General features: G+C 48.0%; 24 protein-coding genes. 17 read left to right on the forward strand and 7 right to left on the reverse strand.

The genetic code is table 11. From position 1 onward, the window contains the following. Positions 1–65: 65 nt before the first annotated feature. The 7 genes from NOM72_RS12040 (at position 66) to NOM72_RS12070 (ending at position 9,493) form a co-directional block, all read left to right on the forward strand. A complete protein-coding gene (locus NOM72_RS12040; RefSeq protein ID WP_050677287.1) occupies positions 66–1,400 on the forward strand; it encodes an alkaline phosphatase in 1,335 nt (444 codons plus the stop codon). Between the two features lie 177 nt (positions 1,401–1,577). After that, positions 1,578–3,713 carry a (Fe-S)-binding protein gene (locus NOM72_RS12045; protein WP_053452457.1) on the forward strand — a complete coding sequence of 712 codons (2,136 nt, stop codon included), beginning with the start codon at positions 1,578–1,580 and terminating at the stop codon, positions 3,711–3,713. A 156-nt stretch (positions 3,714–3,869) separates the two neighbouring features. Further along, positions 3,870–4,238: a MerR family transcriptional regulator gene (locus NOM72_RS12050; RefSeq protein ID WP_035399153.1), complete on the forward strand. Its 369-nt coding sequence runs from the start codon at positions 3,870–3,872 to the stop codon at positions 4,236–4,238. Between the two features lie 36 nt (positions 4,239–4,274). After that, complete coding sequence (locus tag NOM72_RS12055; RefSeq protein WP_023466825.1) at positions 4,275–5,591, forward strand: hemolysin family protein; 1,317 nt, start codon at positions 4,275–4,277, stop codon at positions 5,589–5,591. 179 nt (positions 5,592–5,770) lie between these two features. Then, positions 5,771–7,447 carry a LytS/YhcK type 5TM receptor domain-containing protein gene (locus NOM72_RS12060; RefSeq protein WP_255999233.1) on the forward strand — a complete coding sequence of 559 codons (1,677 nt, stop codon included), beginning with the start codon at positions 5,771–5,773 and terminating at the stop codon, positions 7,445–7,447. Between the two features lie 92 nt (positions 7,448–7,539). Next, positions 7,540–8,568, forward strand: coding sequence for an aldose epimerase family protein (locus NOM72_RS12065; protein ID WP_081637451.1), 1,029 nt, complete (start codon positions 7,540–7,542; stop codon positions 8,566–8,568). 70 nt (positions 8,569–8,638) lie between these two features. Then, positions 8,639–9,493, forward strand: coding sequence for a DegV family protein (locus tag NOM72_RS12070; protein WP_255999234.1), 855 nt, complete (start codon positions 8,639–8,641; stop codon positions 9,491–9,493). Between the two features lie 54 nt (positions 9,494–9,547). Here the strand turns inward: NOM72_RS12070 and crcB (NOM72_RS12075) are convergent, their stop codons facing one another. Continuing rightward, a complete protein-coding gene (crcB, locus tag NOM72_RS12075) occupies positions 9,548–9,898 on the reverse strand; it encodes a fluoride efflux transporter CrcB (RefSeq protein WP_255999235.1) in 351 nt (116 codons plus the stop codon). Beyond that, on the reverse strand, positions 9,899–10,297 hold the full coding sequence (crcB, locus tag NOM72_RS12080) for a fluoride efflux transporter CrcB (RefSeq protein ID WP_058713457.1): 399 nt from the start codon (positions 10,295–10,297) through the stop codon (positions 9,899–9,901). Between the two features lie 153 nt (positions 10,298–10,450). Between crcB (NOM72_RS12080) and NOM72_RS12085 the strand changes: the two genes are divergently transcribed. From NOM72_RS12085 to NOM72_RS12095, 3 genes are all read left to right on the forward strand, one after another. Continuing rightward, complete coding sequence (locus NOM72_RS12085; protein ID WP_058713456.1) at positions 10,451–11,920, forward strand: methyl-accepting chemotaxis protein; 1,470 nt, start codon at positions 10,451–10,453, stop codon at positions 11,918–11,920. A 112-nt stretch (positions 11,921–12,032) separates the two neighbouring features. Then, positions 12,033–12,968, forward strand: a complete 936-nt coding sequence (locus NOM72_RS12090; protein WP_255999236.1) for an NADP-dependent oxidoreductase — start codon at positions 12,033–12,035, stop codon at positions 12,966–12,968. Positions 12,969–13,136: 168 nt separating this feature from the next. Next, positions 13,137–13,721 carry a DUF4352 domain-containing protein gene (locus NOM72_RS12095; protein ID WP_058713454.1) on the forward strand — a complete coding sequence of 195 codons (585 nt, stop codon included), beginning with the start codon at positions 13,137–13,139 and terminating at the stop codon, positions 13,719–13,721. A 260-nt stretch (positions 13,722–13,981) separates the two neighbouring features. Here NOM72_RS12095 and NOM72_RS12100 read toward each other — a convergent pair whose 3' ends face one another. Next, positions 13,982–14,764 carry a nucleotidyltransferase domain-containing protein gene (locus tag NOM72_RS12100; protein ID WP_058265499.1) on the reverse strand — a complete coding sequence of 261 codons (783 nt, stop codon included), beginning with the start codon at positions 14,762–14,764 and terminating at the stop codon, positions 13,982–13,984. A gap of 104 nt (positions 14,765–14,868) precedes the next feature. Then, positions 14,869–15,219: a winged helix-turn-helix transcriptional regulator gene (locus NOM72_RS12105; RefSeq protein ID WP_023466835.1), complete on the reverse strand. Its 351-nt coding sequence runs from the start codon at positions 15,217–15,219 to the stop codon at positions 14,869–14,871. 121 nt (positions 15,220–15,340) lie between these two features. On the opposite strand from NOM72_RS12105, the gene NOM72_RS12110 reads away from it, so the two are divergent. Further along, the gene (locus NOM72_RS12110) at positions 15,341–16,189 is read left to right on the forward strand and encodes a VOC family protein (protein WP_058713453.1); all 849 of its coding nucleotides are present in this window, start codon (positions 15,341–15,343) and stop codon (positions 16,187–16,189) included. A gap of 48 nt (positions 16,190–16,237) precedes the next feature. On the opposite strand, the gene NOM72_RS12115 is transcribed toward NOM72_RS12110, so the two are convergent. After that, entirely contained in the window at positions 16,238–17,023 is a 786-nt protein-coding gene (locus NOM72_RS12115) for an NUDIX domain-containing protein (RefSeq protein ID WP_023466838.1), read from the reverse strand. 272 nt (positions 17,024–17,295) lie between these two features. Here NOM72_RS12115 and NOM72_RS12120 point away from each other — a divergent pair, with 272 nt between their 5' ends. The 3 genes from NOM72_RS12120 to NOM72_RS12130 all read left to right on the forward strand — a co-directional run bounded on the left by NOM72_RS12120 (position 17,296) and on the right by NOM72_RS12130 (position 19,999). Continuing rightward, on the forward strand, positions 17,296–17,877 hold the full coding sequence (locus NOM72_RS12120) for a DedA family protein (protein ID WP_053452466.1): 582 nt from the start codon (positions 17,296–17,298) through the stop codon (positions 17,875–17,877). A gap of 276 nt (positions 17,878–18,153) precedes the next feature. Then, a complete protein-coding gene (locus NOM72_RS12125) occupies positions 18,154–19,521 on the forward strand; it encodes a PepSY-associated TM helix domain-containing protein (protein ID WP_255999237.1) in 1,368 nt (455 codons plus the stop codon). Next, the gene (locus tag NOM72_RS12130) at positions 19,514–19,999 is read left to right on the forward strand and encodes a FixH family protein (RefSeq protein WP_075642746.1); all 486 of its coding nucleotides are present in this window, start codon (positions 19,514–19,516) and stop codon (positions 19,997–19,999) included. The genes NOM72_RS12125 and NOM72_RS12130 overlap by 8 nt, the downstream gene beginning before the upstream one ends. 66 nt (positions 20,000–20,065) lie before the next feature. Here the strand turns inward: NOM72_RS12130 and NOM72_RS12135 are convergent, their stop codons facing one another. Continuing rightward, positions 20,066–21,085, reverse strand: coding sequence for an MSCRAMM family adhesin SdrC (locus NOM72_RS12135; RefSeq protein WP_255999238.1), 1,020 nt, complete (start codon positions 21,083–21,085; stop codon positions 20,066–20,068). 245 nt (positions 21,086–21,330) lie between these two features. Between NOM72_RS12135 and NOM72_RS12140 the strand changes: the two genes are divergently transcribed. The 3 genes from NOM72_RS12140 (at position 21,331) to NOM72_RS12150 (ending at position 24,278) form a co-directional block, all read left to right on the forward strand. Then, on the forward strand, positions 21,331–22,701 hold the full coding sequence (locus tag NOM72_RS12140) for a hypothetical protein (protein ID WP_023466846.1): 1,371 nt from the start codon (positions 21,331–21,333) through the stop codon (positions 22,699–22,701). Positions 22,702–22,764: 63 nt separating this feature from the next. After that, positions 22,765–23,292, forward strand: a complete 528-nt coding sequence (locus NOM72_RS12145) for a copper resistance CopC family protein (protein ID WP_255999239.1) — start codon at positions 22,765–22,767, stop codon at positions 23,290–23,292. Next, positions 23,226–24,278 (forward strand): copper resistance D family protein, encoded by a 1,053-nt coding sequence (locus NOM72_RS12150; RefSeq protein ID WP_081637447.1) that lies wholly within the window; start codon positions 23,226–23,228, stop codon positions 24,276–24,278. The genes NOM72_RS12145 and NOM72_RS12150 overlap by 67 nt, the downstream gene beginning before the upstream one ends. Positions 24,279–24,328: 50 nt before the next feature. Here the strand turns inward: NOM72_RS12150 and NOM72_RS12155 are convergent, their stop codons facing one another. Continuing rightward, positions 24,329–26,122 carry an acyltransferase family protein gene (locus NOM72_RS12155; protein ID WP_053452470.1) on the reverse strand — a complete coding sequence of 598 codons (1,794 nt, stop codon included), beginning with the start codon at positions 26,120–26,122 and terminating at the stop codon, positions 24,329–24,331. Positions 26,123–26,132: the final 10 nt, after the last annotated feature.

The raw sequence follows: 26,132 nt of genomic DNA on the forward strand, positions 1-26,132 counted from the left end.
TCCATCGTTCATTTACATTCGCTCGGTATGATGAAACCATCATCGTGAACAGGGAGGAAACACAAATGAACAAGAAATGGATGGCGACAGGTATTCTCGGTACAGTGCTTATGACGGGAGTTGCGGGCTATACATATGAATCGGCTCAGCCGGTCGAGGCAAAACAAAACACGAAACAAGCGAAGGTTAAAAATGTCATCTTCATGATCCCGGACGGTTATTCAGCTGCCTATGCAACGAATTATCGCTGGTATCAAGGAGGCGAGGAGACGGAACTCGACGGTCACTTAAAAGGAATGATGCGGACGTATTCGGCAAACACGAAAGTGACCGATTCAGCTGCTGCCGGAACGGCGATGGCAACAGGAACAAAAACAAACAACGGAACAATCGGTATGGATCCAAGTGGAAAAGAAGTGGCGTCTATTCTTGATCGGGCGGATCAAGCAGGCAAAGCAACAGGACTTGTCTCGACATCAGCTATCACCCATGCGACACCAGCTGTTTTTGCATCACACGTCGCAACGCGCGCGAACGAAGCGGACATCGCGAAGCAATACATGGATGAAATGAAAGTCGACGTCTTACTGGGTGGCGGTCAGAAGTTCTTTTTTGATCAGAAAAATGGTGGCGTTCAAGAGGCTGGTAATCTAGTGAAGAAAGCAGAACGAGCAGGATACCAGTATGCGGATTCACTCGAAAGTCTAAATGAGACGGACGGTCGTAAAGTTCTTGGATTGTTTGCAGAAGAAGGAATGGCACCAGAACTGGACCGGGAAAACACGAATCAACCGAGTCTTGCGACGATGACATCGAAAGCCCTGCAAACATTGAAGAAAGATCGCGATGGCTTCTTCTTGATGGTAGAAGGAAGTCAGATTGACTGGGCGGGTCACGCGCATGATGCTGCTTGGGCGATGAAGGATGCAGAAGCGTTCCACCAGGCTGTCGAAAAAGTGCTTCGTTTTGCTGCAAAAGATAAACATACTTTAGTCGTCGTTGCCGGTGACCATGATACAGGTGGTATGTCAGTCGGTGGATACGATGAGTACGTAGCGAAACCGGAAGTCTTGAAAAACGTCAAGGCGACGGGAGATGAGATGGTTCGTCAGTTCAACGACGACTTATCGAACATCGCAACTGTCGTCAAACGAGAAACGACGTTTGATTTGACGGCTGAGGAAATTCAGACGTTGCAAAAAGTGGATGCGAAGAAACGCGTCATGACATTGAATGAGATGATCAGTAAACGAGCGTATGTCGGCTGGACGACTGCCGTGCATACAGGTGTTGACGTTCCGCTCTACGCGTACGGTCCACAAAGCGAACAGTTCAGTGGATTGCATGAAAATACGGACATCCCTGGTCTGATGGCCAATGCGATGAAATTAAAAAAATGATGTATTGGACGTGATTAAATCAAGCGGTGGATGATTCACTGCTTGATTTTTTTTGAGTACTTATCTGCTTCTGTGACACAGTAAAAACTAAATGAAAAAAATGAATGAATAGCCATTCACTATATGCTATACTCATTTCAACACAACTGCTTTAGGGGGAAAGGGGTTTGTTCGAACATGAATACGTTTTTACTCATCAACTGGATTGCCTTCCTACTCGTCATCGGCTATGCGGGCTATCTGTTCACGTCACTCGTCAAAAGTCGTTATGCCGCCATTAAACGGGGGAAAAAGGCGGAATGGACACTGACGAACAAAGAACGATTGGACGCGGTCTTAGTCAACGTCTTCGGTCAAAAAAAATTATTAAAGGATAAGAAAAGTGGCGCCATCCACGTCATGATGTTCTACGGCTTCTTACTCGTTCAATTCGGAGCGATCGATTTTATCTGGAAAGGACTCGCCGTCGGTCAGCGTTTCCCGCACGTCCCACTCGGTCCGCTTTATCCGATTTTTACATTCTTCCAAGAAATCGTTATGCTCGTCATCTTGATTGCCGTCGTTTGGGGATTTTATCGCCGGTACGTCGAGAAACTCGTCCGCTTGAAGCGGAATTTCATGGCAGGTCTTGCGTTGATCTTCATCGGTGGTTTGATGGTCGCCGTCCTGTTCGGAAACGGCTTCTTCCTTGTCTATGAGAATCATTCGACGCTCGGTGAACCGGTTGCTTCAAGCATCGCGTTCTTATTCAGTTGGGTGCCGGAGTCAATTGCGTTTGGATTATTCGTTTTCTTCTGGTGGGCGCACTTACTGTTCTTACTTAGCTTCATGGTTTACATCCCGCAAGGTAAACATGCGCACTTGATTGCCGGTACAGCAAACGTTTGGCTCGGTCGAACGTCGAAAGTCGGGCGTTTGGCACCGATTGATCTATCGGTCATGGAAGAGGCAGAAGACGATGAAGCGGAATTCAGCTTCGGGGTCAACCGAATCGAAGATTTCAATCAGAAACAGCTCGTTGATCTGTATGCTTGCGTCGAGTGTGGACGCTGTACGAATATGTGCCCAGCGAGCGGAACGGGGAAGATGCTGTCGCCGATGGATTTAATCGTTAAATTACGAGACCATCTCAACATGAAAACGGCAGCGATCACTCAACGTTCGCCATGGGCACCTGCCTTTGCGTTCGAAGGATCGCAAGGTAATCAAATCGCTTCCCTGGCAGCAGCCGGACAGATGGATATCGTTCCCGATTCATTGATTGGGAACGTCATTACGGAAGAAGAAATCTGGGCGTGTACGACTTGTCGGAACTGTGAAGATCAGTGTCCAGTCATGAACGAACATGTCGATAAGATCATCGACCTCCGTCGTCATCTCGTCATGATGGAAGGCAAGATGGATCCGGAGATGCAACGGACGATGGCGAACATCGAACGTCAAGGTAATCCGTGGGGGATGAACCGGAAAGAACGCGAAAACTGGCGGAAAAATAGGGATGAACTCGTCGTTCCGACAGCAAAGGAGAAGAAAAAAGCGGGCGAAGACTTCGAGTACCTGTTCTGGGTTGGTGCGATGGGATCGTACGATAACCGAAGTCAAAAAATCGCGATGGCGTTTGCACGTATTCTTAACGAGGCCAATATCTCGTTTGCGATTCTCGGAAACGATGAGAAAAACTCGGGCGATACACCACGTCGAATCGGGAACGAAGTCTTGTTCCAAGAACTCGCAGAAGCAAACATCAAATCATTTGAGAAATACGGCGTCAAAAAGATTGTCACGATTGATCCGCATGCCTACAATACATTTAAAAACGAGTATCCAGATTTCGGACTGAGTCCGGACGTTGAAGTGTATCACCATACGGAATTGCTCGCACGACTGATTGACGAGAAACGGATCACACCGCTCCATGAAGTCAAGGAGCGTGTCGTTTATCACGATTCGTGTTATCTCGGTCGTTACAATGATATTTACGACGCACCACGTTATATTCTCGAGAAGATTCCAGGAATCACGCTCGTCGAGACGGAACGCAATCGGGAAAAAGGGATGTGTTGCGGTGCTGGCGGCGGGATGATGTGGCAAGAAGAAAAAGTCGGCGCACGCGTCAACGTCGCACGGACGGAACAATTGTTGACGGTCCAACCGTCTGTCATTGGGTCAGCATGTCCGTACTGTCTGACGATGCTCAGTGACGGCACGAAGGCGAAGGAAGTCGACGAGGCGGTTGCTACGTACGATGTCGTTGAATTACTGGAACGCTCGATCGTCGGTGTACCAGTCGAAGAACCTGTAGCAACCGTATGAAAAAGTGGGATGAAACGATTATTCTCGTGCGAACGGGAGTAGTCGTTTTTTTTCTCTTAAAAAGCGCGACGTTTTACTGTATGGTTTTGACATGATAAGATAAAAGAACTAGCTATGGAAAGGAGGTGAGAATCTTTTGGGAAGGCGTTACTTCGAATCGGTCAGGTCGCGGAGACCACCGGCTTATCAAAACGAACGATCGATTACTACACATCACTCGGTCTGTTAACACCAGAGCGTACCGCTTCTGGCTACCGTCTGTATGACGAATCGGTCATTCATCAAATCGAAAAGATTGAATATTTGAAGTCTCAACGGCTTTCCCTGCAAGAGATTCTTGCTTCTTTTACGGAACGGGAACAAAAAACAGGGGAGACGATTTATCAGGAAGTGAAACAACTTCAGGCGACGGTTGAAGGACTCGAGCAGCGTTTGTTACATTCGACGGACGTCGAAAAACAAGCGATCCGCTTAGAACTGTCCCGGCGTCTAACATTGATTGCTTCCTTGATTGCACAGCTTTAATACAAAACAATGGAGGTGACCCCTGTTTAGGGGATTTTGGATACTATATTATTCATCAATTTATTTTTAGTGGTCTTGTTGATTGCGTTGACGGCGTTTTTCGTCGGATCGGAATTTGCTGTCGTTAAGGTTCGGATGTCGCGTTTGGATCAAATGATTCAAGAAGGGAACAAAAGTGCCGTCCTTGCGAAAAAAATCGCGGGCGATCTTGATTACTACTTGTCTGCCTGTCAGCTTGGTATCACGGTCACGGCACTTGGTCTTGGGGCACTTGGTGAACCAACTGTTGAAAAGATTTTGCACCCTGTCTTCGATGACTTCGGGATCTCTGCTGCTGTTTCGACACTCTTGTCGTTTGGTATCGCATTCGTATCCGTCACGTTCTTACACGTCGTCATCGGTGAACTCGCTCCGAAGACGCTTGCGATTCAGTATGCAGAACGCATGACATTGTTGTTCGCCCGTCCACTTTATGTGTTCGGTAAAATCATGTACCCATTCATTTGGTTACTCAACGGTTCAGCGCGCTTATTCCTCGGTCTGTTCGGTGTCAAACCTGCAGGGCACGAACAAGCCCACTCGGAAGATGAATTGAAAATCATTATGGCGCAAAGTTTCCAAAGTGGTGAAATCAACCAAACGGAACTTGCCCTCATGCAAAACGTCTTTGCGTTTGATGAGCACATCGTCAAAGACTTGATGGTGCCGCGGATGCGGATGGAGACGATCTCAGAACGTTTGACGAAGGATGAACTGATGGAAATCTTCATGGATAATCCGTACACGCGTTACCCGGTTACAGAAGAAAATGATAAGGACCGGATTCTCGGATACGTCAACGTCAAGGAAGTCTTGACGGATTATGCGAACGGCAATGAGCATCCGGTGACACACTATATCAAGGATTTACCGGTTGTTTCGGAAGTGACGTCGCTTCAAGAGACACTTCGCAAGATGAAACGGACCCGCACCCATCTCGTTCTCGTCGTCGATGAATACGGCGGAACAGCAGGTCTCGTCTCGATGGAAGACTTACTCGAAGAAATCGTCGGTGAAATCCGTGATGAATTCGATGCAGATGAAGTCGAAGAAATCGAACAGGTCAAATCTGACGAGTTCCTACTCGACGGTACAGTCTTGCTCGCTGACTTGGAAGAGCGTTTCAATATTCGTTTTACGAATGTCGAAGATGTCGATACGATCGGTGGCTGGATTCAGATGCACAACATCGATCTTCAGCCAGGTGAGCATATCGACACACCGGACTTCTCCGTCGAAGTGATGGAGATGGAAAACTATCAAATCAACCGCGTCAAGATTTGGTTGCATCCAGCTGAACAAGCAGAAGCATAAGATGGTCGGTTCCTCATGGAGGAGCCGGCTTTTTTTTCATCGCATCAGTCAAAAAATCAAGAATGGACGGATTGTGCGAACTTTCAGCCGTCATGATAGGAGAATGCAGAGAGGAGCGGGAATGTAATCTAATACGACTTTATTGTTGATTCGCGTCCTATGAAACGAGGAGGTATTCCGTGCTCGAGCAGATTCCATTCTTACTGAGTCGTTTAGGTATGTTAGCACTGTTAGCCTTTTTATTGTCCCAGTGGCGCATTTCCCGATACATATTCAAGATGGACCGCGGAATGAACCTTCCACTGCTCTTCGCATTCGTGTCATCCGGTATATTGATGAACTATGCAGGAATTGAACTTTCGCAAGATACGACGATTGATCCGTTACTCGGATTAGCCGTCGAAAAAGATGCCTTGTTGCTTGATACCCGACTCGCTGTCATCGTGACGAGCGGATTGATTGGTGGACCCGTGATTGGCGGCATTACGGGATGTTTAGTTGGTCTACACCGCTACGTACTCGGTTCGTTAGGGGCGGAAGCCGGTTGGATCATCGCCATGCTCGCTGGACTTGCGAGCGGCTGGTATCGAAAACGCTGGCGTTTGCATGATGGTTATGCAATTGTTCCGCCCATCGGTATCGTCTTGACAGCATTACTGTTTGAAAGTGGAATCACGCTATTACTTGCACCGGATACGGCAAAAGCACTTGATTTGATGAGTCGTGCTGCTTTTCCGTTACTGTTCGCAAACATATGTGGGGTCGTACTGTTCATCATGATTTTACGGACACAACTTCGACTCGAAGGAGCACTCTTCGTCCGGCAAACCGAGCGTTCCGATCGTCTACTGCAAGCATTACAACCCTTACGAAAGCAGGGATTGACTTCGGAAGTCGCGCGACAGATCGGAGCGACGTTATTGAAGGAGACGAAGATGCAACGGATCGTCGTGCTCGGGGCGACAGAGGTCGTCATCGATATGACGGACCAGCAACCAGCAGTCTGTGGAGAGCAACCGAGACGTGAGGAACAACGATGGATCGAAGCAGAAGAACCCGTCCGACAGGAAGACGAGCAGACGGGACAAATTCTCAGTTTTCATCCGATGCGCATTAACGGTCAAAAGGCAGGTGTCATCTGTTACTTTTCGAAAGACTTATTTGACGACACCGTCGAGCGGATGACGGAACAACTCGTCCGTTTATTAGCACGAGAGCTGCATATGCATCGAGAAGATCAGTTGCTCCGGTTAAGCGGAAGAAAGATGAAACCGATGTTACACGTCAGCTATCTGAAAGGCATCATCGAAGAAATCCAGCGGACAGCTGATCCAGGAACTCCTGTGAAACATCAACTGAATGCGCTACTTCAACTGTTGACGACAGCGACGCGGCATGATGAACATCCACTCCGTGAGGAACTGGCGACCCTGAAAGCCTATTTATCACTAGAAGGAACACGACGTCGCCCGAATCAACTGACCTCCGCCGATATCACGGTCGATCTTGATATCGAGACCGCTGTTGAAGAATACTTCGTTTTCCCGTTCCTTGTGACACAGCTCGTCGATAATGCACTGCGTCATGCGTTCGTAAAGGCAGGGCGCCATCACCGGATTGATGTCCGTGCCTTCAAGGCGACGACAGACTGGGTCATCGAAGTCACGGATAACGGACAAGGGATGCCGCTTGCTGTGATGCAACAACTGAATCAACAGGAAACGGGGGATTCGAATCTGTTCCTGATTCGACGCGCATTAGACGTGACATACGGTCCGACTGCAACATTACACGTCCACTCGATCATCCATCAAGGGACTCGGATCGAAGTGCGATTACCACTTCCGTCTCTGTAACAACAATGGTCTTTTGCCATTGTTGTTTTTTTGTCTCGTTCCGAGGGTAAATACGAAAACAGGAAAACGTATCGTACAGGAGGAAGCAAATGATGATTACGACAACAGAAGTAGGGCAACTAGGAGATCAGTCCTTGTTACGATTCACGTTACAAAATGTGCATGGGCATAGTATCGATATCTTGAACCGAGGCGCAAAAATTCTTGCCATCCGGGTTCCGGATCAACATGGAATGGTCGAAAATGTCGTACTCGCGTTTGACGACCTATCAGAATACCAAGATGATCCGCATCACTTAGGCGCCACGATCGGACGCGTCGGAGGACGAATTGCGAATGGTGCGTTTGCGTTGGAAGGAATGACGTATGTACTCGAACAAAATGAGGGTGAACATCACCTCCATGGAGGAAGCGAAAATTGGGCGAACCGGATGTTCACACACGAAATCAACGACGACAAACTTGTTTTACGTTTAGATAGTCCAAGTGGTGAGAACGGCTATCCGGGGCACTTGTCGTTCACGCTGACGTTCGAATGGACGGACGAGAACGTCCTGCATATCCATTATGAAGCGGAGACGACAGCTTCGACACCATTCAGTCCGACGAATCATACGTACTTTAACTTGACGGGTGAGGCGAAGACGACGATTGAACAGCATCTGTTACGAATGGATGCACCTTTTTATGTTCCGTTGACGAAAGATGCGGTACCGACCGGTGATATTCTCCCGGTGACAGACACCGTCTTTGATTTTCTCGATACCCGTCCCCTGCATGAAGTGACACATGCATCAGATGAACAACTCCGCCAAGCAGGTAGTGGGGTTGATCATCCCTTCCTGCTTAGAGAGGGTGGAGAAATCGTTCTCGATGAGCCAATCAGCGGGCGGCGATTGCGCGTCGTGACGGATCAACCGGGAGTCGTCGTCTACACTGCTAATCATTTGTCGGGCGAGTTTACGATTTGTGGAAGACGCGCAACCCCATACCTCGGAATCTGTTTTGAGACACAAGGATTACCGGATGCGATCAACCAACCGAATTTTCCTTCCGTCGTCTTGCATGCCGATGAGCACTATCATAAGCGTACATCGTTTCATTTTCAGATGATGTCATGACGTTTCTTGCGATTTCCACTTCTGTATATGGTAGGATAAAGCGAGAAGAATCTAACGGAGGCTAAGGAAAATGACTAAAATAGCATGGGTGACCGATAGTATGGCCTATTTCAAGAAGGAAGAGGCAGAAGCGATCGGCGTCAATGTCGTACCGATTCAAATCTTACTCGGTGATACGGCGTACCAAGAGAATGCGATCACGGTCGAGCGTTTGTTCCGTGCGCTAGATGCGGACAAAAAGCTGATTGCCAAAACATCACAACCAATCTTTGGGGAGTTCGTTGGAACATATGAACGTCTGAAAGAAGAAGGTTATGACTGTGCCATTGCAGTGCACTGTACGAACGGGCTCTCAAGTACCGTCCAAAGTTCAGCATCAGCAGCGGAAGCAGCCAGCTTCCCGGTTCATATCATCGACTCTCATACAGCGTTTGAGAACCAACAAGAGTTCATTCGTTACGGGATGGAGCTCGCGGCACAGGGGAAATCCGTCGAGGAAATCGTCGCAGCCTTACAAGCGTTGACGAAAAAGACCCATTTCTATATGATCGTCGGTAATATGGAGACGATGCGCCGGGGTGGACGTGTCTCATCTGGTGACTTGTTCCTTGCGAACCTACTCAGCATCAAACCGATCATCACGACGGATGAAGCAGGAAAAATCGTACCATTCAAAAAAGCACGTTCTTTAAAGAAAGCTTACATTGAAATGGTTAAACAAATCGACGAATCGATGCGTCAGCACACGTTCTATAAGAACCGGATTTATGTCGCGACGACGATGGCACCGGAAATGGCAACGGAACTGCGGCAGCAAGTCGCAGCGAAGTTCCCGGATTTGACGATTCTCGAAGGCACGTTCGGACCAGCAATCGGGACGCATGCCGGAGCAGAGACGGTTGGTCTATTCTGGATGAATGATTAAATTAAAACGGATACGACAAGAGGCGACGGATTTTTCCGTCGCCTCTTGTTTCGTTCAAGCTGTAAGTGTAATTCCAAGGAACGCTGCAAGAATTCCGAAACCGTAGCTCGAGATGAGGTAGAGGGTAAGTACTTTACGATTTCCTTCCTGAAATAACTGCAATGTCTCGATTTTGAACGTCGAGAACGTTGTAAACGATCCAAGGAAACCAGTACCTAAGAGTAACGTCCATGTCGTATCGAGATGCGCACCGATGACGAGACCAAGCAAAAACGAACCGATTACGTTAATCAGGAACGTCGCTAGTGGAAATTCACGTTTCCAAACCGTCTTCATCCATTGACTGACGGCAAACCGACTGATGGCGCCGCAAAAAGCACCGATGGCGAGAGCAAGTAGCGTCATTCACTCACGTCCTTTCGTCACGTGACGCAGTCGTCGTGTTCCGAGCGCGTAACCGACATAAGACAGGAACAAACCGCCAAATAGGCTGACGAGTACGTAGAGGAACGCGTCCGCTAAATGATGTTCATTAAGTAAGGTCACCGTCTCAACGCTGAATGTCGAAAACGTCGTAAAGGAGCCGATGAAACCCGTGCCGATGGCTGTGATCGCATATTGATGTAAGAGTTTCGTTCGAAATAAAAAGTGTGTCGCATAGCCGAGAAGAAAACTCCCGATCAAGTTGATCGCAAGCGTTGGCCACGGAAACGGACCAGTCGTGAAGTCGCCGATCAGCAGTCCGAGCCCATACCGTGCCGAGGCACCGAGAACACCTGCGAGGCCTACGAGTACATACAGCATAGAAATCCTCTTTTCTGAAAAAGTCTACGTTAACCGTACTCCCGCTTTCAAGAAAGCGTCAAGAAAAAAAGTCACTCGAGAGACTTAACGAATGAATTCTTTTTGCCGATGAACAACTGTATGACTTTAATAAGGTGAAGGAGTTTGAACAAGATGGTATCTGCCCTCGAGCAACAAAGTACAAAGATTTTGTCCCGCCTGATTGCAACGTTAATTACGATTGCGCATCCATTGATTTTCTTATTTGCGCAAATGAATTACGTCCCAATCAGTGTGTTTTATCAGTTTTTAGTCGGTGGTTTGATCTTGACGGTCGCGTTGCTTGTGGGCAACCGCCTACTTGGACATCGTCCGAGCGGGAAGTACGTCCAAGTGACGTTAACGTATTTCGTACTCGCTCTCGTTTTGGTGACCTTGCCGTCGCCAAGCATTTGGACGATCGTCTATCTCTACTTGACGATTTCAATCGTCTATTTAATTCCGCGTTTGGTCATTCTCGCCGGAATCCTTGGACTCATTGAGATGGCAGTATTCACAATGCTGGGAACGATTGTCTTTACGAATACATTCGACTTGATCGTCGCCTATGTCATCTATTTGATGATTTTCTCAGCGGCTGTTTTTGTCGCTGTCTTTGGACGGAACGTCATGTTAGCCGTCCGCCAAGAACAAGAACGGTCGGAAGCCTACGCGGCGACGTCGCAAATTGCTCTCGAACAAACGGCAGCAACCGCAACGGAAGTAACGACGTTTACGGAAGAGATGAGTGAAACGGTCGACGCGGCGAAGGATTCCTTCAGTCAGGTTGATCTGGCGATGCAACAGCTGGCACATGATGCAGCAGGAAGCGTTCAAGCGATTCGTGAAATTCGCCAATTGAACGACCAGCAAGTCAACCGGATGGAGGATGTGACCGTTTCGGTCGACCACGCACTCGAGCGCAGTTCGTCCTCGCGAACGACAGCCGAAAAGAGCAGGCAGACGATTGGTCTTGCCGGACAATCCTTACAACAATTGACGACGAGCATGGATGAGTCGGTCACGTCGTTCGGACAGCTTGCTGGACGTTTCCAGGAAATCGTCGCCATCACGTCGAGCATTAATGCGATTGCGGCGCAAACGAACCTGCTTAGTCTTAACGCATCGATCGAAGCAGCTCGTGCCGGCGAGTTCGGAAAAGGCTTTACGGTCGTTGCGCAAGAAATTCGTAATCTATCAGCACAGACGGCAGAAGCGTCGAAGGAAATCAATGCGATCATCGAACGTGTTGATCAGGACGTCACGCAAACAGGGAACTCGATTCATGCGAGTACGACATTGTTACGTGAGCAGGAAGAACGCATGGCAGAGAGTCAGTTAGCGCTACAGACGATCGAGACGGATACAACGGAAGTTGTTGGATCAATCCAGTCAGCGCAGACTCAGTTCGCGACGATGACGAGCAGCCTTGCCGCCATCACGGCAGCAGCCGGTCAACTTGATACGTTCATGAATGCGTTGCTCGCGCAAAGTGAGTCGTTATCTGGTCTGACGCGTCATCAAGTTGGACAGGTCATGGAACTGCAACAGGCGATTCATGCCTTAAACGAAACGGCATCCACTCTTCAGCAAACGAGTCGTTAACGAAACAGCTCCTCATCGATCGATGGGGAGCTGTTGTGTATCTTCAGACTGTTTGTCGGTGGAACGGACGGGGAAGAAGATAGGGAACGAATATTGAAGGAGGAGTCAACGGATGAAGGCAGCTTACATTGAACAGTATGGTGGATCGGAACAATTCAAGGTCGGAGAACTGGAAAAGCCGGTCATCGGACCAGATGATGTCTTAATCGAAGTCTACGCCGCGAGTGTAAACCCGGTCGATTGGAAACTACGCGAAGGATATTTGCGTCAGATGTTGAGCTATGAGATGCCGCTCGTCATCGGTTGGGACGTTGCTGGTGTGATTCAGGAAGTCGGAGAAAACGTCTCGGATCTTCAAGTCGGGGACGCCGTCTTCAGCCGCCCGGAAATCGCCCGTCAAGGAACGTATGCAGAGTATGTCGCAGTCGATGCGCATCTCGTCGTCAAAAAACCAGAATCGCTCAGTTTCGCAGAAGCAGCGTCTCTTCCACTCGTCTCACATACAGCGTGGCAGGTCATGTTCGAAGTGATGGATGCGAAGCCAGGTGACCGGATCTTCGTTGGTGCCGGATCAGGAGGTGTCGGAACGGTCGCGATTCAACTCGCAAAAGCGAACGGGTTGTACGTCATCACGTCAACAAGTACGAAAAACGTTGACTGGGTAAAAGCACTTGGAGCCGACGAAGTCATTGACTACAAACAGGAAAATCCGGCCGATCGTGTTCGCGACATCGATTTTGTATTTGATACGATGGGTGGCGACAATCAAGGGGAACTGTATCAGATGCTGAAGCCGAACGGCATGCTCGTCTCGATTTCCACACCACCGGATGAAGAGCAAGCGAAAGAGCATAATGCGCGATCTGCATATGTCTTCATGCAACCGACGGGTGAGCGTTTACAGCATATCGCTAAAGCTGTCGAACGTGGCGAGCTACAACCTGTCGTTGACCGGATCTTTGATCTGGATCAAATCAAGGAAGCACATGATTATGGCGAAGAAGGGCACGCAAAAGGAAAAATCGTCATTCGGGTCAAGGGAGAATAAGAAGAGGAGGGCGCTGAAATCAGCGTTCTCTTTTATTTTTTGTCAATCTTTTTATCGAACCATAAACAAAAAATAACCTGGTTAAAAAAGTATAAAGGATAAGGGGTTGCTTCTTCCTATACTAGGGCTATCAGACGTGAGTCAGCCACATTAAAAGGAGGAAGTAACATGAAAAAAGGATTGAAGTGGGCAGGAATTATCGTGATCGGCGCAGTTATTCTCGGGAATCTAGGAGATGACGAAGAACAAGCAGCACCGGAGAAAAAAGTAGAAGTCGAACAAGAAGCAGTCAAATCAGAAGCAAAACCAGTGAAGGCAAAAGCAGTTGCAAAACCGGTCAACAAAACGTACGGGGTGAATGATCAGGTAAAGGTCGGGAAACTGACGTACGTCGTCAACGACGTCAAGATGGTCGATACGTTGTCGAACGTTCTCGGAGAAAAGAAAACATCAGGACAATTCTTAGTCATCGGTCTGACGATTCTAAACGGAGATAAGGAAGAGCGATTCGTCGACAGCAACATGTTTAAAGTCAATGTCGGCGATACGGAATACTCAGCCGATACGGAACTCGATCTTTATGCGAATGAAGACGGGATGGGCTTCTTCTTAGAGACGATCAACCCGAATATCGAGAAAACCGGCAACATCGTCTTTGAATTACCGAAACAGGTGAAAAATCCGATGCTTGAAGTCTCGTCTGGCTTTGGCTGGGCAGGTGGACAATCAAAAGAGATTCAATTGACACAGTAATGAGTGACCATAGAAGAGACTCAATAAAAGAATGACGCGTCTTTTCACGCCCTTTCCTCAGGCGAGACACAAGCTAGTTTTCCTGCTTCATTTAAGCAGGAAAGCGGGTCTTGTTTGTCTCTGACAGCGCATAAATGCGCTTGTTCCTGTAGGAGTGGCGTGTGACGCGTCATTCTTTTTGTTACGAGATAAGGGTGGCAGATCATCATTCTGATACTCTTATCTTTGTGGAAACTGACTTTTGAGTCAGCCCGTTCTTGTTACCGTCCTGATTGTTGGATCGAGAGTTCAGGCGTTAATCGATCGAGTAAAGCGAGCGTCTCTGGATGAGAGGCGAGCGTCTGGTCGAGCGTGTTCCGTTCAGTCTCTAGACATGCTAGATAACGTTGAGCCGCTTCAGCGTGCGTTGCGGGTGTCAAGACGTCATAGACCGCTTCAAGAGCAAGGCGTGGATGGTCTGGCAATGTTGTCGGAATCGTCTTTAATCCGAGTTGCGCTCGTTCAGGAGCATGATGATGGAGTAATACTTTTGCGAACTTGATCAAGGCACTACGGAGCATCTCGACTGCCCATAAGTCATTTCCCCGTGCTGCTGCTTTTTTATATTGGAACAAGAACCAGACAGCATCGATCGCTTCGTCAGTCGCTTCCTGAGCAGAAAGCGTTAAGTCGCAAGTATTCGTAAAGTCCGTCAACTGTTCTTGTGGATCATACAAGACACGTAATTGATCCTTATGGTTCAGTGAATCAAGCGTCACCGTAAACAAATCGATATGTAGCAGATCATCATAGACGACGATCATTTGTGGGGCGATGATATCAATCTCATCTTTCCAGATGATTGAACGATAAGCAGAAAGGTGGGACAAACGACGCGATAAGAATGTTGTTTGACGTTCTTCTGAGACGAGACAGTATAGATCGATGTCTGAATGAACATCTTCTTCTCCCCGTCCAAAAGATCCTTTCAAGAAGATAGCTTCGACTGCAGGATCTTGTTTGAGTCGAGCAACCAGTTGCTCGATCGCATGAAGTTGATGCATGAGGACTCATTCCTTTCTAAAAACAGAAGTCTATTAAGTCAGTATACGGGAAAATAGACAGGTTTTTCCATGAAAAAATGAGAAATCACATCGAAATGGATTTCTCATTGAGAAGCAGAAGCGAGTTTTTCTTTATGTTCGAGATGAAGGACGTGTTGTTCACCCCATGCATTGATCGCGTCAAGAACTGGAATGAGCGTCCGACCATAATCCGTCAGAGAGTACTCGACACGGGGTGGGACTTCTTGATAAATCTCGCGATGGACGATATCGTTCAGTTCGAGCTCACGCAGTTGAGCCGTCAGCATTTTTTGCGTAATGTTCGGCAATTGTCGTTTCAGTTCACTGAAGCGGAGCGTTCCGTGTGTGATCAAGACGAGTAAAATCGACGGCTTCCATTTTCCGGTCAAGATTTCGAGCGCTGTCTCGACGCGACAGCTTGGTGTCTCTTCCATCGGTCTTCCTCCTTCATGGTATCGTTTAGGATACTATACCACTTATTCGTGCCTACTTCCGCTTCGATCGCTTCCGCGTAATAATAGGGATACGAGCTATTTCATTGAAGGAGGAAACAACATGTCCATTCATCCACAAATCACACTCGGTCCTGTTCGCTTGCGTATCACGGACCTCGACCGTTCGATTTCATTTTATACAACGTCACTCGGATTACGCGTGCTAACGCAAACGGATCAGTTGACGGTGCTCGGCGCACAAGATACACCACTCGTTGAGCTTGAAGTCCATCCGAATGCCCGCCGTTTTCCACCGAACTCGGTCGCCGGATTATATCATTTTGCGATTTTGCTACCGAACCGAAAAGAACTTGGTTTCGTCATCCGAAATCTGATTGCACAAGGGATCGAGATTGGTCAAGGCGACCATCTCGTCAGTGAAGCCTTTTACCTATCGGATCCAGATGGGAACGGGATCGAGATTTATGCCGATCGTCCACGTGAGACGTGGACGTATGAAGCTAATGGTGATGTCAAGATGACGACGGATCCCGTCGATTGGCAAAGTATGCTCGTCGAAGCGGGAGAAGAAGACTGGTATGGCATGCCGAGCGATACGGTCATGGGACATGTCCATTTCCACGTCAAGACACTCGAAGCAGCACGGTCATTTTATGTCGAGACGCTCGGCTTTGAAGTTGCCGCTGACGCTTCGCGGATGCGTGCATTGTTCGTTGCTGCCGGTGGCTATCACCATCACATCGGTCTGAACGTCTGGTCTGGTGTCAACGCACCAACGAATCCGGAAGATGCGGTCGGACTCGTCTACTGGACACTACGTTATCCGGATCAAGCGACGCTCCAAGCAGCGATCGAGGCGTTGAAGTCTTCCGCTTATACCGTTACGGATCAAGCAGGCGATGTCTATGTCACCGATGATGCCGGAATTACCGCTCGATTGACAACGTAACCGAAAAAAATCCCCTTACAGTGAAAACACTGTAAGGGGATTTTTGGTTTACCGTGAAGACGACGTTGCGTTACCGTCGTACCGACTGATCAGTTCATACGGTCTGACTTTATATAAGGCATGCGGGAAGTAATGGGGATCCATTGCATCAAGCGTCCGCAACTGGAAGTGTTCCCGTTTGATATACTCACTCAGCGAGTCACGTGTCAGTGGGAAGAAGCCGACATCCGTCGTTTCGCCTTCTTGTGTCGCGAGTTCACCACCAACGGCTTTCCCACGGAAACAAACGCACAGGACGTGACTTGAGACATTTTGATAGATACCGGTGATGCCATCGATTGTGACATCAACACCTGTTTCTTCTTTGACTTCCCGTTTAATGGCGTCAAGAATCGACTCGTGATTTTCGACTTGTCCACCCGGCATCTCATACGTATCACCCCGGTGGAGGTTGCGGACGAGCAGGACTTCACCGGCATCGTTCGTGATGTACGCGGTCACGCTGACGATCGCGCGAGGGGGAGCATACGTACCGGTCGCTGTCATGAAATCTTCATAGGATTTGATATAAAGGTTTTTGCCGAGACGCGCGCGCTTCTTCATCGCTTCGCGACGTAAAGCACTGTTGCGGACATCACGATCGACTTGTTCGTAATGTTCACGGTCGCGATATTCCCAAATGGCGATGACTTCATCTTCTGCCTCGGTCACCCAGCGACCAACAAGACGGGCACCATGGCTGACTTGGAGCGGGTACAAATAGGTATGGAAAAACTCAGTGAATTCTTCTAGGCGTTCGGGACGAATCGTATAGGTCTTCCGGCGATGTAACATGGAAATTCCTCCTATCAGATGAGCGTTCAGATGTACGTTGTACCCCTTCTCGAACGGACGGATGAAACCCTTTTTCTCGATGTGGGAAAAGGAGTTTTTATTGAACGATTGCGTATACATGTCCTACGGTCTACGTGACTTTAAATCATCGATGATGATCTCTTTTGATCGGAAAAGTATAACTAAAGAAGAACTTAAGAAATGGATAGGGCTCAACTTCAGAAAAATCGGGGATACTGAAAGTAGAGAGAAACAGAAAGAAGGGATACGTGATGGATATCATGGCACTCGTCCGCCTGGCTGGCGGAATCATGTTCACCCCATTGTCGGACGATGTCTTGATGATGAGTTTTGCAGCACTTCGATTACGAGAGGGGATGTATCCGGTCGTCATCTGGTTGACCGCATGGCCGGTCTTCTTCATCGCCTTTACGTGGTTTTATCTACTTGCTCGGTTCTTCCGTGAGATTCCGCTCGTCAAACGCTGGATGAAGTCACGTTTCTTAGAACGAGCAGAAACGATCATCGAACGACGCGGGTTATGGGCGATCGGACTATCGTTCTTCTTACCCGGCGTCAGACATCCGATTCATTATGTCGCCGGACTCCTCGGTTATCCGTTACCTCGTTATTTAGTAATGACATTCTTAGCAGCAGGCGTTTATACAGGACTCTGGACTTTTTTGATCGTCCGGATCGGAGAAGCTGTGACGTGGTCGGAGCTGTGGAACTGGCTTCAGGTGAATCCCGGAATCATCAGTGCGATCGTAGTCATCTTAATCGGTCTAGTAGTAACAGGTATCGTATATCATCGGCGTCAAAAGGAATCAGTCGAGGAAAGTTCTTCAATATAAAAACATCAAACGAGCAAGCGAATCCAGATCAGGATTCGCTTTTTTAGATGAAGTTTGGTTTTATGAATAAGGATAGTTTTTTGAAATAAGAAGTAATCTACAAGAAAAGTGAAATCATTGTCAAAAAAAGACGTTTTTCACTTCTTAAAAGCTACCTGATTTACACACTGTATTGGCAATTTATCGTCACAAGCAAGTGGCTGAAATTGGATTGTAAACGCTTATACTAGGAGGTGTTCACAGAGTGGACATATTTATTGCCAGAGGAGGATACATATGAATCTCATGCAGACGGAAGAGACGGTCAAAAAAGCACCGACTTCTTCTGCTTACCGGACGATTTGGCGGTGGCATTTTTATGCTGGTATCATTTTTGCACCGTTCCTAGTCATGCTTGCTGTGACAGGATCCATTTATCTTTTTAAGCCACAAATCGAAAACGTCCTGTATCAATCGTATTATGAAGTTACACCACAAGCAGATCGCATCACTGCGACGGAACAGATTGATCGCGTCAAAGCGAAGTATCCCGATGCACTTGTCACGTCGTACCGACCGGGTGAATCCGACGATCGATCCAGTGAAGTGAAGGTCTCGTCACCAGACATGTCGGCGACGGTCTTCGTCAATCCGTATTCTGGTAAGATCATCGGAACATTATCTGACGATGACCGGATCATGAATAAAATCGAAGAGATCCACGGGGAACTGATGGCGGGAACGACTGGCGATCGGATCGTTGAACTCGTCGCCTGTTGGGCAATCGTCTTGATCGTGACGGGACTGTTCCTATGGTTCCCGCGTAAGCAAAAGGGACTGTCAGGTGTCTTGTTCCCACGTCTTCGTCAAGGTAAGAAGTTATTCCGTCGTGATCTCCACGCTGTTCCAGCATTCTGGATCACAGCAGGGATGCTGTTCCTGATCTTGACTGGCTTACCGTGGTCCGGTTTCTGGGGAACGAACTTCCAGTCACTCGTCACGAACCAAGGGCTTGGTTATCCACCGTCCATCTGGGGTGGGGAGGCACCGACGTCAACACTTCAAACGAAGGATATCGCGGAAGTCCCGTGGGCTGCCGAAACACTTGATGTCCCGCAATCAAAAGTCGAAGGAGCCGTCCCGGCTTCGATCGATGACATCGTTGCAATCGGCAAACAACAAGGGATGGATCCAAGCTTTAAGATCAGCATTCCAAGTGATCCGATCGGTGTCTATACGCTGTCTGCGTATCCAGCGAAAGCACAGAATGAAGCGACGATCCATCTCGATCAATATTCCGGTGCCGTGCTCGCCGACTATCGTTATGACAACTATGGTATCGTCGGAAAGATCGTCGCGACCGGGATCACACTCCACAAGGGAACGGAATTCGGCTGGTTCAATCAGTTAATTAGTCTGTTGATTTGTCTCGGAATCATTCTCGTGGCAGTCAGTGGTTTCTATCTCTGGCTGAAGCGAAAACCAAGTAAAGGGATGGGGGCGCCGAAAGGACCGAAAGCATTCATGTTGAAAGGATTCCTCGCTGTGCTTGTCGTGCTGGGAATCGTCTTCCCGCTCGTCGGTCTATCGTTGCTCGTCGTCTGGCTGGTCGATTTCCTTGTCATCCGTCGTATTCCGAGTGTAAGGAGGTTCTTCAATGCGTAAATCGATACAAACACTCATGCTCGGTGGACTGCTCGTCACGACGACGAGTCTTGCTGGCTGTGCGGTCGATTCCGATGCAGCAGAACAGTATGCCGTAGCTAAGCCGTTATCGATCAAAATGAATATCCCAAAGGACTTACAACCGGATGCGAAGAAAAAGCAGACGTTTGAAGCAACAGTCTGGCGTGAAGCTAAACCGGTTCAAAAAGTCGATTATGTACATTTCGAAATCTGGAAAGCGGATGGAACAGTACGCTATAGTATGGAACCGGCAGAAGAGACAAAGCCAGGTGTCTATACGATTGCGAAGGTACTACCGAAATCCGGCTTGTATTATGTCAAAGCGCATGCAAGCAGTGAAAGTGCGATGATCATGCCAACACGGCAGTTCATCGTCGGTGAGTTATCGAAAGAAGATTTAAAAATCTTACAAGGTGGAGCAAAACCAGCTGGCGGAAGTAGCGGTCACCATCATTGAAGAATAATGAAATAAAAAATGAGAGGGCGGAATACTATTCCGTCCTCTCATTTTTCGTATAGACGATTAATCGTCATCACCATGATCTCCGTGATCATCCCCGTCATCGTCTCCATGATCGTCTGAATCATCATCTTGATCATCATCTTCTGAGTCATCCGAAGAATCATCGTCATCCGAGTGCTCATCTTCTGATTCGAGTTCCTGTCCATTATAGAACTTGATCTGGACGTGTAACGTTTTGATGTTTGGTAATTGAAGCGCCTGTGCGACTAACGTTAATAATTCTTCTTCCGTCATCGATGGTGTGACGAGAAGACGATCTTTTAACGTCGCAACGTCAGTAATACCGATCTCGTCTTTAAAGCGCAATTCTTTCCGTTGATGTTCATTACTGTAACGCCACTCGAACTTTTTCTTATTCGTATCCGTCACTTTGATCATGATCCGTTTGAGTTCTTGATTATTTTGAACGCCGTCTTGATCCGTATCTTCCTGATCATCTCGAGTCCCGTCCTGATCGCTATCTGCTTTTGTTGGATCAGAACCGAGTTCAAATTCGTCTTCGTTGATAAGCGTATCCCGGTCCCGGTCTTCTTCATTGTCTTTGATGCCATCACGGTCTGAATCCTTTTTCAATGGTTGCGTACCGACGATGAACTCTTCTCGTGTCGTCAATCGATCCTGATCTTGGTCTTCTTTATTATCAGAAATACCATCTTGATCAGAATCCTTCTTCAACGGATTTAGATGCGCTGTGTATTCTTGTTGATTCGTGAGTGAGTCGCGGTCCGAATCCTCTTTCCCATCCTTGATCCCGTCACGATCCGAATCCGATTTAGTTGGGTTGAGACGAAGTTGATACTCTTGTACATTCATCAAACCGTCGCGATCGTGATCTTTTGTTGCGACTTGTTTTCCATATCCCAAATGATATTGTTTTTGCCAAGCATCTGGAATCCCATTTTTGTCTCGATCGACTTGCACGACAGGTTTCTTCTTCGCTTTACTTTTTGCTTCTACAGGTCCAACTGCTTGCGAGACGACGAGCGAAGCAAGTACTGCGCCAATGACAATCCGTTTCATAAGTCCACTCCTGTTCTATAAAAGATAAAAGATGAGGTTATAAGAAGATTCTAATGAAATGATTAGAAAATAAGTTGGCTATTTCGCGAAATGAGTAAATAAAAACTAAAAAATAATGAAAGTGCTACATAAGTTTATTTCGTCAGAAAAAATATTTTAAATAAAAAATGTAAAAAGATAAAACCATTCGTGAACTCCTTACGTTATCTATGTGAAGTCCAAAAAATCAAAGGGGTGTTCATAAGATGAAGATGAAAAAGTCGTATCTCGCTGTTCCGCTTAGTGCCGCATTGTTGATTCCAGCAGCAGGTGTCAGTGCTCACGGTCATGAGGACCATAGTAAGATGTCTCACAGTTCAGGAAAAGTCTCCCTCGATGTCTCATCTCCAGCATCGGATTTACGAGCGACACTCGATCAAATTCTATCTGAACACGCGTATCTCGCAGTCGTTGCGATGCAAAAAGGAATTGATGGTAAAGAAGATTTTGAGCAGGCAGCCGGTGCCTTGAATCAAAACACGGATGATTTAGCGGCAGCTGTTGGTTCCGTCTACGGGGAAGAAGCAGGCGCTGCCTTCAAAGAAATCTGGGCGAGCCATATCGGTTACTTCGTCGATTACGTCAAAGCAACTGGTGCCAAGGACGAAGACGCGAAACAAAAAGCATTGAAAGAGCTTGATGAGTATCGTGTCGAACAGGCTGCGTTCCTCGATAAAGCAACGGAAGGACGTCTGAAGGCAGCGGATCTCGAAGCAGGACTAAAAGTCCATATCACGCAACTGTTAACATCGTTTGATAGCTACGTTGCTGGTGATTATGATGCTGCCTACAGTAATCTACGTAAAGCAATCGAGCATATGTATATGGTGGGAGAAGGGTTATCTGGTGCGATCGTCGATCAGTACCCAGATAAATTCAAAAATACGAAAGTTGATACACCAGCAGCTGATCTTCGTGCCGGACTGAACCGAAACTTCTCTGAACATGCGGCGCTTGCAGTGCTCGCGATGCAAAAAGGAATTGACGGAGCAAAAGACTTTGACGCTGCGGCCGGTGCCTTGAATCAAAATACGGATGACCTGACAGCTTCGATTGGCTCTGTTTATGGTAGTGAAGCAGCGCAACAATTCAAGAAGATTTGGTCGAGCCACATCGGCTACTTCGTTGACTATGTCAAAGCAACAGGTGCGAAAGATGATCAAGCACGCGACATGGCTGTGAAGGAACTTGATGAGTACCGTGTTGAACAGGCAGCATTCCTCGATGCAGCAACAGAAGGACGTTTGAAAGCGAAAGATTTGGAAGAAGGATTAAAGGTTCACATTGACCAACTCTTGCTTGCTTTCAATAGCTATAATGAAAAAGATTACGACAAAACGTACCCAGCGATTCGTGAAGCGTACGCGCATATGTACGGTGTAGGGGAAGGGACTGCGACAGCAATCGTCGATCAGTTCCCAGATAAATTCAAAGGTGCACCATCTGGAATGCCGAACACTGGTCTCGGTGGTATGCAAGAAAAAGCATCGACGACAGGTATCGTCTGGTCACTGCTTGGTATCGCAGCAGCATCGATCCTTGGATTCTTCGCACTCCGTCGTCGCCCGCAACAATAAAGGACGACCCGCTGGTGACAGCGGGTTTTCTTGTACACATCAAGCAGAAAGGAGGTAAACGACATGCGCATCATCCGATTTGCCCTTCTGTTCCTCATTTGTCTGTTGCCCATATCGGTCGAAGCACACACGAGTTTAAAAAGCTCGAATCCGGCAGATGGATCGGCATTATCTGAACCCGTCGATCGGATCCGCTTGACGTTCAGTGAGGCTGTTGAAAAAACGAGCACCTTACGTATAGTAGACGCGAATGGAGTTGAACAAGCCCTTGCGAAACCACTTATCATCGGAAATGAACTGAGTGCTGTCGTCTCAGAGCCTTTAACGGAAGGAAAATACACGATCAAGTGGGCGTCGATTTCAGATGATGGTCATCCCGTGAAAGGAACGATCCGTTTTACGGTACTGGGTGCGGCAAAAGCTGAAACAAGCACTGTAGAAAAGGCTGAGCCGATGGAAAAAAAAGCAGCAGTCGTTCCTGAAGCAGAGCCTGTTTCAAAAGGACTCGTTCCGACACTGCTCCCATGGATCGTCGGGGGACTGTTAATCAGTATCGTCATCCTTCTCGTGTTACGTCGTCGTTCGACATGAGTGCGTTTCTAGGAGAACTACTCGTCTATATGGGTGGAGCGCTTTGGATGGGCTATTTGGTATTATGCTTCATCCCAACGAAACGAAAACCGCTATTAATGGACGGTACGTCGTGGGCGGTAGCGGGACTCGGGATGCTCGTTCTTGGAACGAGCATCCCGGTCTTTGGTGCCGTTCGTTTTCTACTTTCGACGCAAACGATGACAGAGGCTCTTCGAACAGGATTACTGGAGTTGCATATCGGTCGGATGTTTCTTGTCGTTTACTTCTCTGCTTTACTCCTATTGATCGTATTCGCATGGCAAAAGCGACGATCCATCCTGCTCGCACTCTTGACGATCCCGTTATGGATTGGCATCGCAGGAACGAGTCACGCGGCGGCCAAATACGGTGCGCTCGGGTGGACGCTTCAGTTTAGTCACTTCTTATGTGTGACAGCTTGGATCGGTGTCGTGTTTTGGGTAGCCATCGGTGCTCGCTCGACCGTTCATTGGTCTGCCTTTTTAAGTTGGTTCAGTCCGTTTGCCCGGATCGCCTTTACGGGTGTCATCCTGTCAGGGCTGTTACTGATGCAACTGGCGATTCCGCTTGAACGTTATCCGAATCTCTGGGGCGTGCCATACGGTCAAGCGTTGTTGCTGAAGCACCTTTTATTGTTACCGCTTTTGTTCTATGCTTTCTGTAATGGCACGCTTGTTCGGCGTCGGTTGCGTTTTGACTCAACGTACGATCCGCGTCCGTTACTCCGGATGGAGAGTATCATTTTAGTATTGCTGTTCATGGCGAGTGCTTCACTCAGCCGTCTCGAACAACCGACGCTAGGGCAACTACCGACCGGTGATCCAGTGGGGAATGGATGGGTTTTGATGATGGGGATTGCAACCTTACCACTGCTTTTACTAGGATATCGTCGGCATGCAGTGGGTATCTTGCTGAGTTTATTCAGCGTCAGTTTGATTTATCTTGGGTTGCTAGCGACAGGATGAGTATAAAAAACAAGGTAGCGGATCGTTCCGCTACCTTGTTTGACGTGGTCTTATTTCGTTGAAACAGCGCAATTCGTTGCTTTCGCAAGAATCTTCGAATAGGCACGTGCGCCCTTGATATTCAAATGGACACCATCTGCTTCGAAGTAAGATGGATGTTTGACGGCAACAGCATGCCAGTCGATCAGTTCGACTCGCTTCCGTTTCGATGCCTCGCGTAACATCTGATTGACCTCTGCTTCCCACGGACGCGGGACGCGTGCAGTGACCAGATAGACGTGATCGGCATTTGCGAATTGATCGAGCAAACTGTTCAACTGATCCTTTCGGAAGCTACCGTTCGTTCCGAGGTGGAGAATGACTTGGCGTCCATGTCGATTATACGCGGCATACTGCTCACTCAGCGGAATCGCTTCTCGCAGCTGACGACCGAGTTTCGCATCAATCGTCAATTGCTTGAGCGTACTGCCGAGATAATCTTCGACACCGAGTAAGACCGAGTCCCCGATCGCAAGCGTCGGTCGACAGATTTTTCGCTGATCGGGCTTTGCTTTTGGTGTCGTCGGTTTCAGGATCGGCTTCGGTTTTTCTTTTGGCGCCGCTATCTTCTCGAAAGCAGGTTCTGGCTTCGGCGTATCGGAGACAGCAAGAATCGATAAGTTACCGATGAAGCTGACGATGAGAATCGTCAACACGGCAACACTCGTCCACTGCATCGTTGAAAACTGACGTAACTGTCGCGGATGTAACGACAGACGTTCTAAATAACCGGATAGTCCGTGCTGACGAATCGGACGTTCGATAAAGCGATACGATGCTTCAGTTAAGGCGACAAGCACGACGACGATCAACACGGTCCGAAGTAATGAGAACGTGCCGATTTGCTCGACTGGCGTTATCAGTGTGATGACGGGAAAATGCCACAGATATAGACCGTACGATCGTTTACCGATCGCAACAAGTGCTGGATGCGCAAACCATTGACTCCAAATCGACGCCGGATGAGCAATTGTAGCAATCAATAGTGCAGCAAGGACGGCGACAAGGAAAAAGCCACCCCGGTATAAGAAGCTTCCGAACTCACTTGTGACAATCATCAATATAAGCAAGAGTGGCAAAGTAACGGCACCTATTTGATTCAGTAACCGGACACCACGTTTTGGGATATCGAGCTTAAAGCGGGTTGGTTGCCACGCGAAAGCGAGTAGACTCCCAATCAATAGGGCGAATAACCGAGTATCCGTGCCATAGTAGACACGACTTGGATCTTCACCAGGTGTGAACTGAATCGCCATCGCAAGCACGGATGCACCGATCGCAACGCCCATCAATTGCAGGAACAAGCGACGATTTTTCATTCCGAACCAAAGTAAGATCGGGAATAGCAGGTAGAACTGCTCCTCGATTGCGAGTGACCAAAGGTTTTGAATCGGTGATGGCTTACCGAACGACTCGAAATAGGAGACGTCATGGAAGATATACCACCAGTTCGTCCCGTAAATGAGCGCAAAGGCACTATCTTGGCGAACCGTATGCAACAGTTCGCGTTCAAAGATGGTCACGTACCCGAGAACGAGTAACAGCATGACGAATAGGGCCGGGAACAGGCGACGGAAGCGATGAATCCAAAATCGTTTCAAATCGAGGCGTCCGGTCGTCTGCCACTCGCGTAACAAGAGACCGGTAATCAGATAACCGGATAGGACGAAAAAGAGATCAACACCGAGGAAACCACCGGAGAAGAATGAAACCGACAGATGGTAGAGAATGACAGATAGAACAGCGAAGGCACGTAAGCCATCAAGCCCTGGCATATATGTAATCGAACGAGACGAGGATTTCATAAGACACGAA

Origin of the sequence: Exiguobacterium sp. LL15, assembly GCF_024436095.1 — a bacterium.
Lineage (GTDB): Bacteria > Bacillota > Bacilli > Exiguobacteriales > Exiguobacteriaceae > Exiguobacterium_A > Exiguobacterium_A indicum.

Excerpts from the sequence above, each read along its gene's own strand:
- crcB (WP_255999235.1), bottom strand. The coding sequence starts at position 9,898 with ATGACGCTACTTGCTCTCGCCATCGGTGCTTTTTGCGGCGCCATCAGT.
- NOM72_RS12120 (WP_053452466.1), top strand. The coding sequence starts at position 17,296 with ATGGATATCATGGCACTCGTCCGCCTGGCTGGCGGAATCATGTTCACC.
- NOM72_RS12110 (WP_058713453.1), top strand. The coding sequence starts at position 15,341 with ATGTCCATTCATCCACAAATCACACTCGGTCCTGTTCGCTTGCGTATC.
- NOM72_RS12095 (WP_058713454.1), top strand. The coding sequence starts at position 13,137 with ATGAAAAAAGGATTGAAGTGGGCAGGAATTATCGTGATCGGCGCAGTT.
- NOM72_RS12140 (WP_023466846.1), top strand. The coding sequence starts at position 21,331 with ATGAAGATGAAAAAGTCGTATCTCGCTGTTCCGCTTAGTGCCGCATTG.
- NOM72_RS12150 (WP_081637447.1), top strand. The coding sequence starts at position 23,226 with ATGGATCGTCGGGGGACTGTTAATCAGTATCGTCATCCTTCTCGTGTT.
- NOM72_RS12045 (WP_053452457.1), top strand. The coding sequence starts at position 1,578 with ATGAATACGTTTTTACTCATCAACTGGATTGCCTTCCTACTCGTCATC.
- NOM72_RS12070 (WP_255999234.1), top strand. The coding sequence starts at position 8,639 with ATGACTAAAATAGCATGGGTGACCGATAGTATGGCCTATTTCAAGAAG.
- NOM72_RS12145 (WP_255999239.1), top strand. The coding sequence starts at position 22,765 with ATGCGCATCATCCGATTTGCCCTTCTGTTCCTCATTTGTCTGTTGCCC.
- NOM72_RS12155 (WP_053452470.1), bottom strand. The coding sequence starts at position 26,122 with ATGAAATCCTCGTCTCGTTCGATTACATATATGCCAGGGCTTGATGGC.
- crcB (WP_058713457.1), bottom strand. The coding sequence starts at position 10,297 with ATGCTGTATGTACTCGTAGGCCTCGCAGGTGTTCTCGGTGCCTCGGCA.
- NOM72_RS12090 (WP_255999236.1), top strand. The coding sequence starts at position 12,033 with ATGAAGGCAGCTTACATTGAACAGTATGGTGGATCGGAACAATTCAAG.
- NOM72_RS12040 (WP_050677287.1), top strand. The coding sequence starts at position 66 with ATGAACAAGAAATGGATGGCGACAGGTATTCTCGGTACAGTGCTTATG.
- NOM72_RS12100 (WP_058265499.1), bottom strand. The coding sequence starts at position 14,764 with ATGCATCAACTTCATGCGATCGAGCAACTGGTTGCTCGACTCAAACAA.
- NOM72_RS12125 (WP_255999237.1), top strand. The coding sequence starts at position 18,154 with ATGAATCTCATGCAGACGGAAGAGACGGTCAAAAAAGCACCGACTTCT.
- NOM72_RS12135 (WP_255999238.1), bottom strand. The coding sequence starts at position 21,085 with ATGAAACGGATTGTCATTGGCGCAGTACTTGCTTCGCTCGTCGTCTCG.
- NOM72_RS12130 (WP_075642746.1), top strand. The coding sequence starts at position 19,514 with ATGCGTAAATCGATACAAACACTCATGCTCGGTGGACTGCTCGTCACG.
- NOM72_RS12115 (WP_023466838.1), bottom strand. The coding sequence starts at position 17,023 with ATGTTACATCGCCGGAAGACCTATACGATTCGTCCCGAACGCCTAGAA.
- NOM72_RS12105 (WP_023466835.1), bottom strand. The coding sequence starts at position 15,219 with ATGGAAGAGACACCAAGCTGTCGCGTCGAGACAGCGCTCGAAATCTTG.
- NOM72_RS12065 (WP_081637451.1), top strand. The coding sequence starts at position 7,540 with ATGATTACGACAACAGAAGTAGGGCAACTAGGAGATCAGTCCTTGTTA.
- NOM72_RS12085 (WP_058713456.1), top strand. The coding sequence starts at position 10,451 with ATGGTATCTGCCCTCGAGCAACAAAGTACAAAGATTTTGTCCCGCCTG.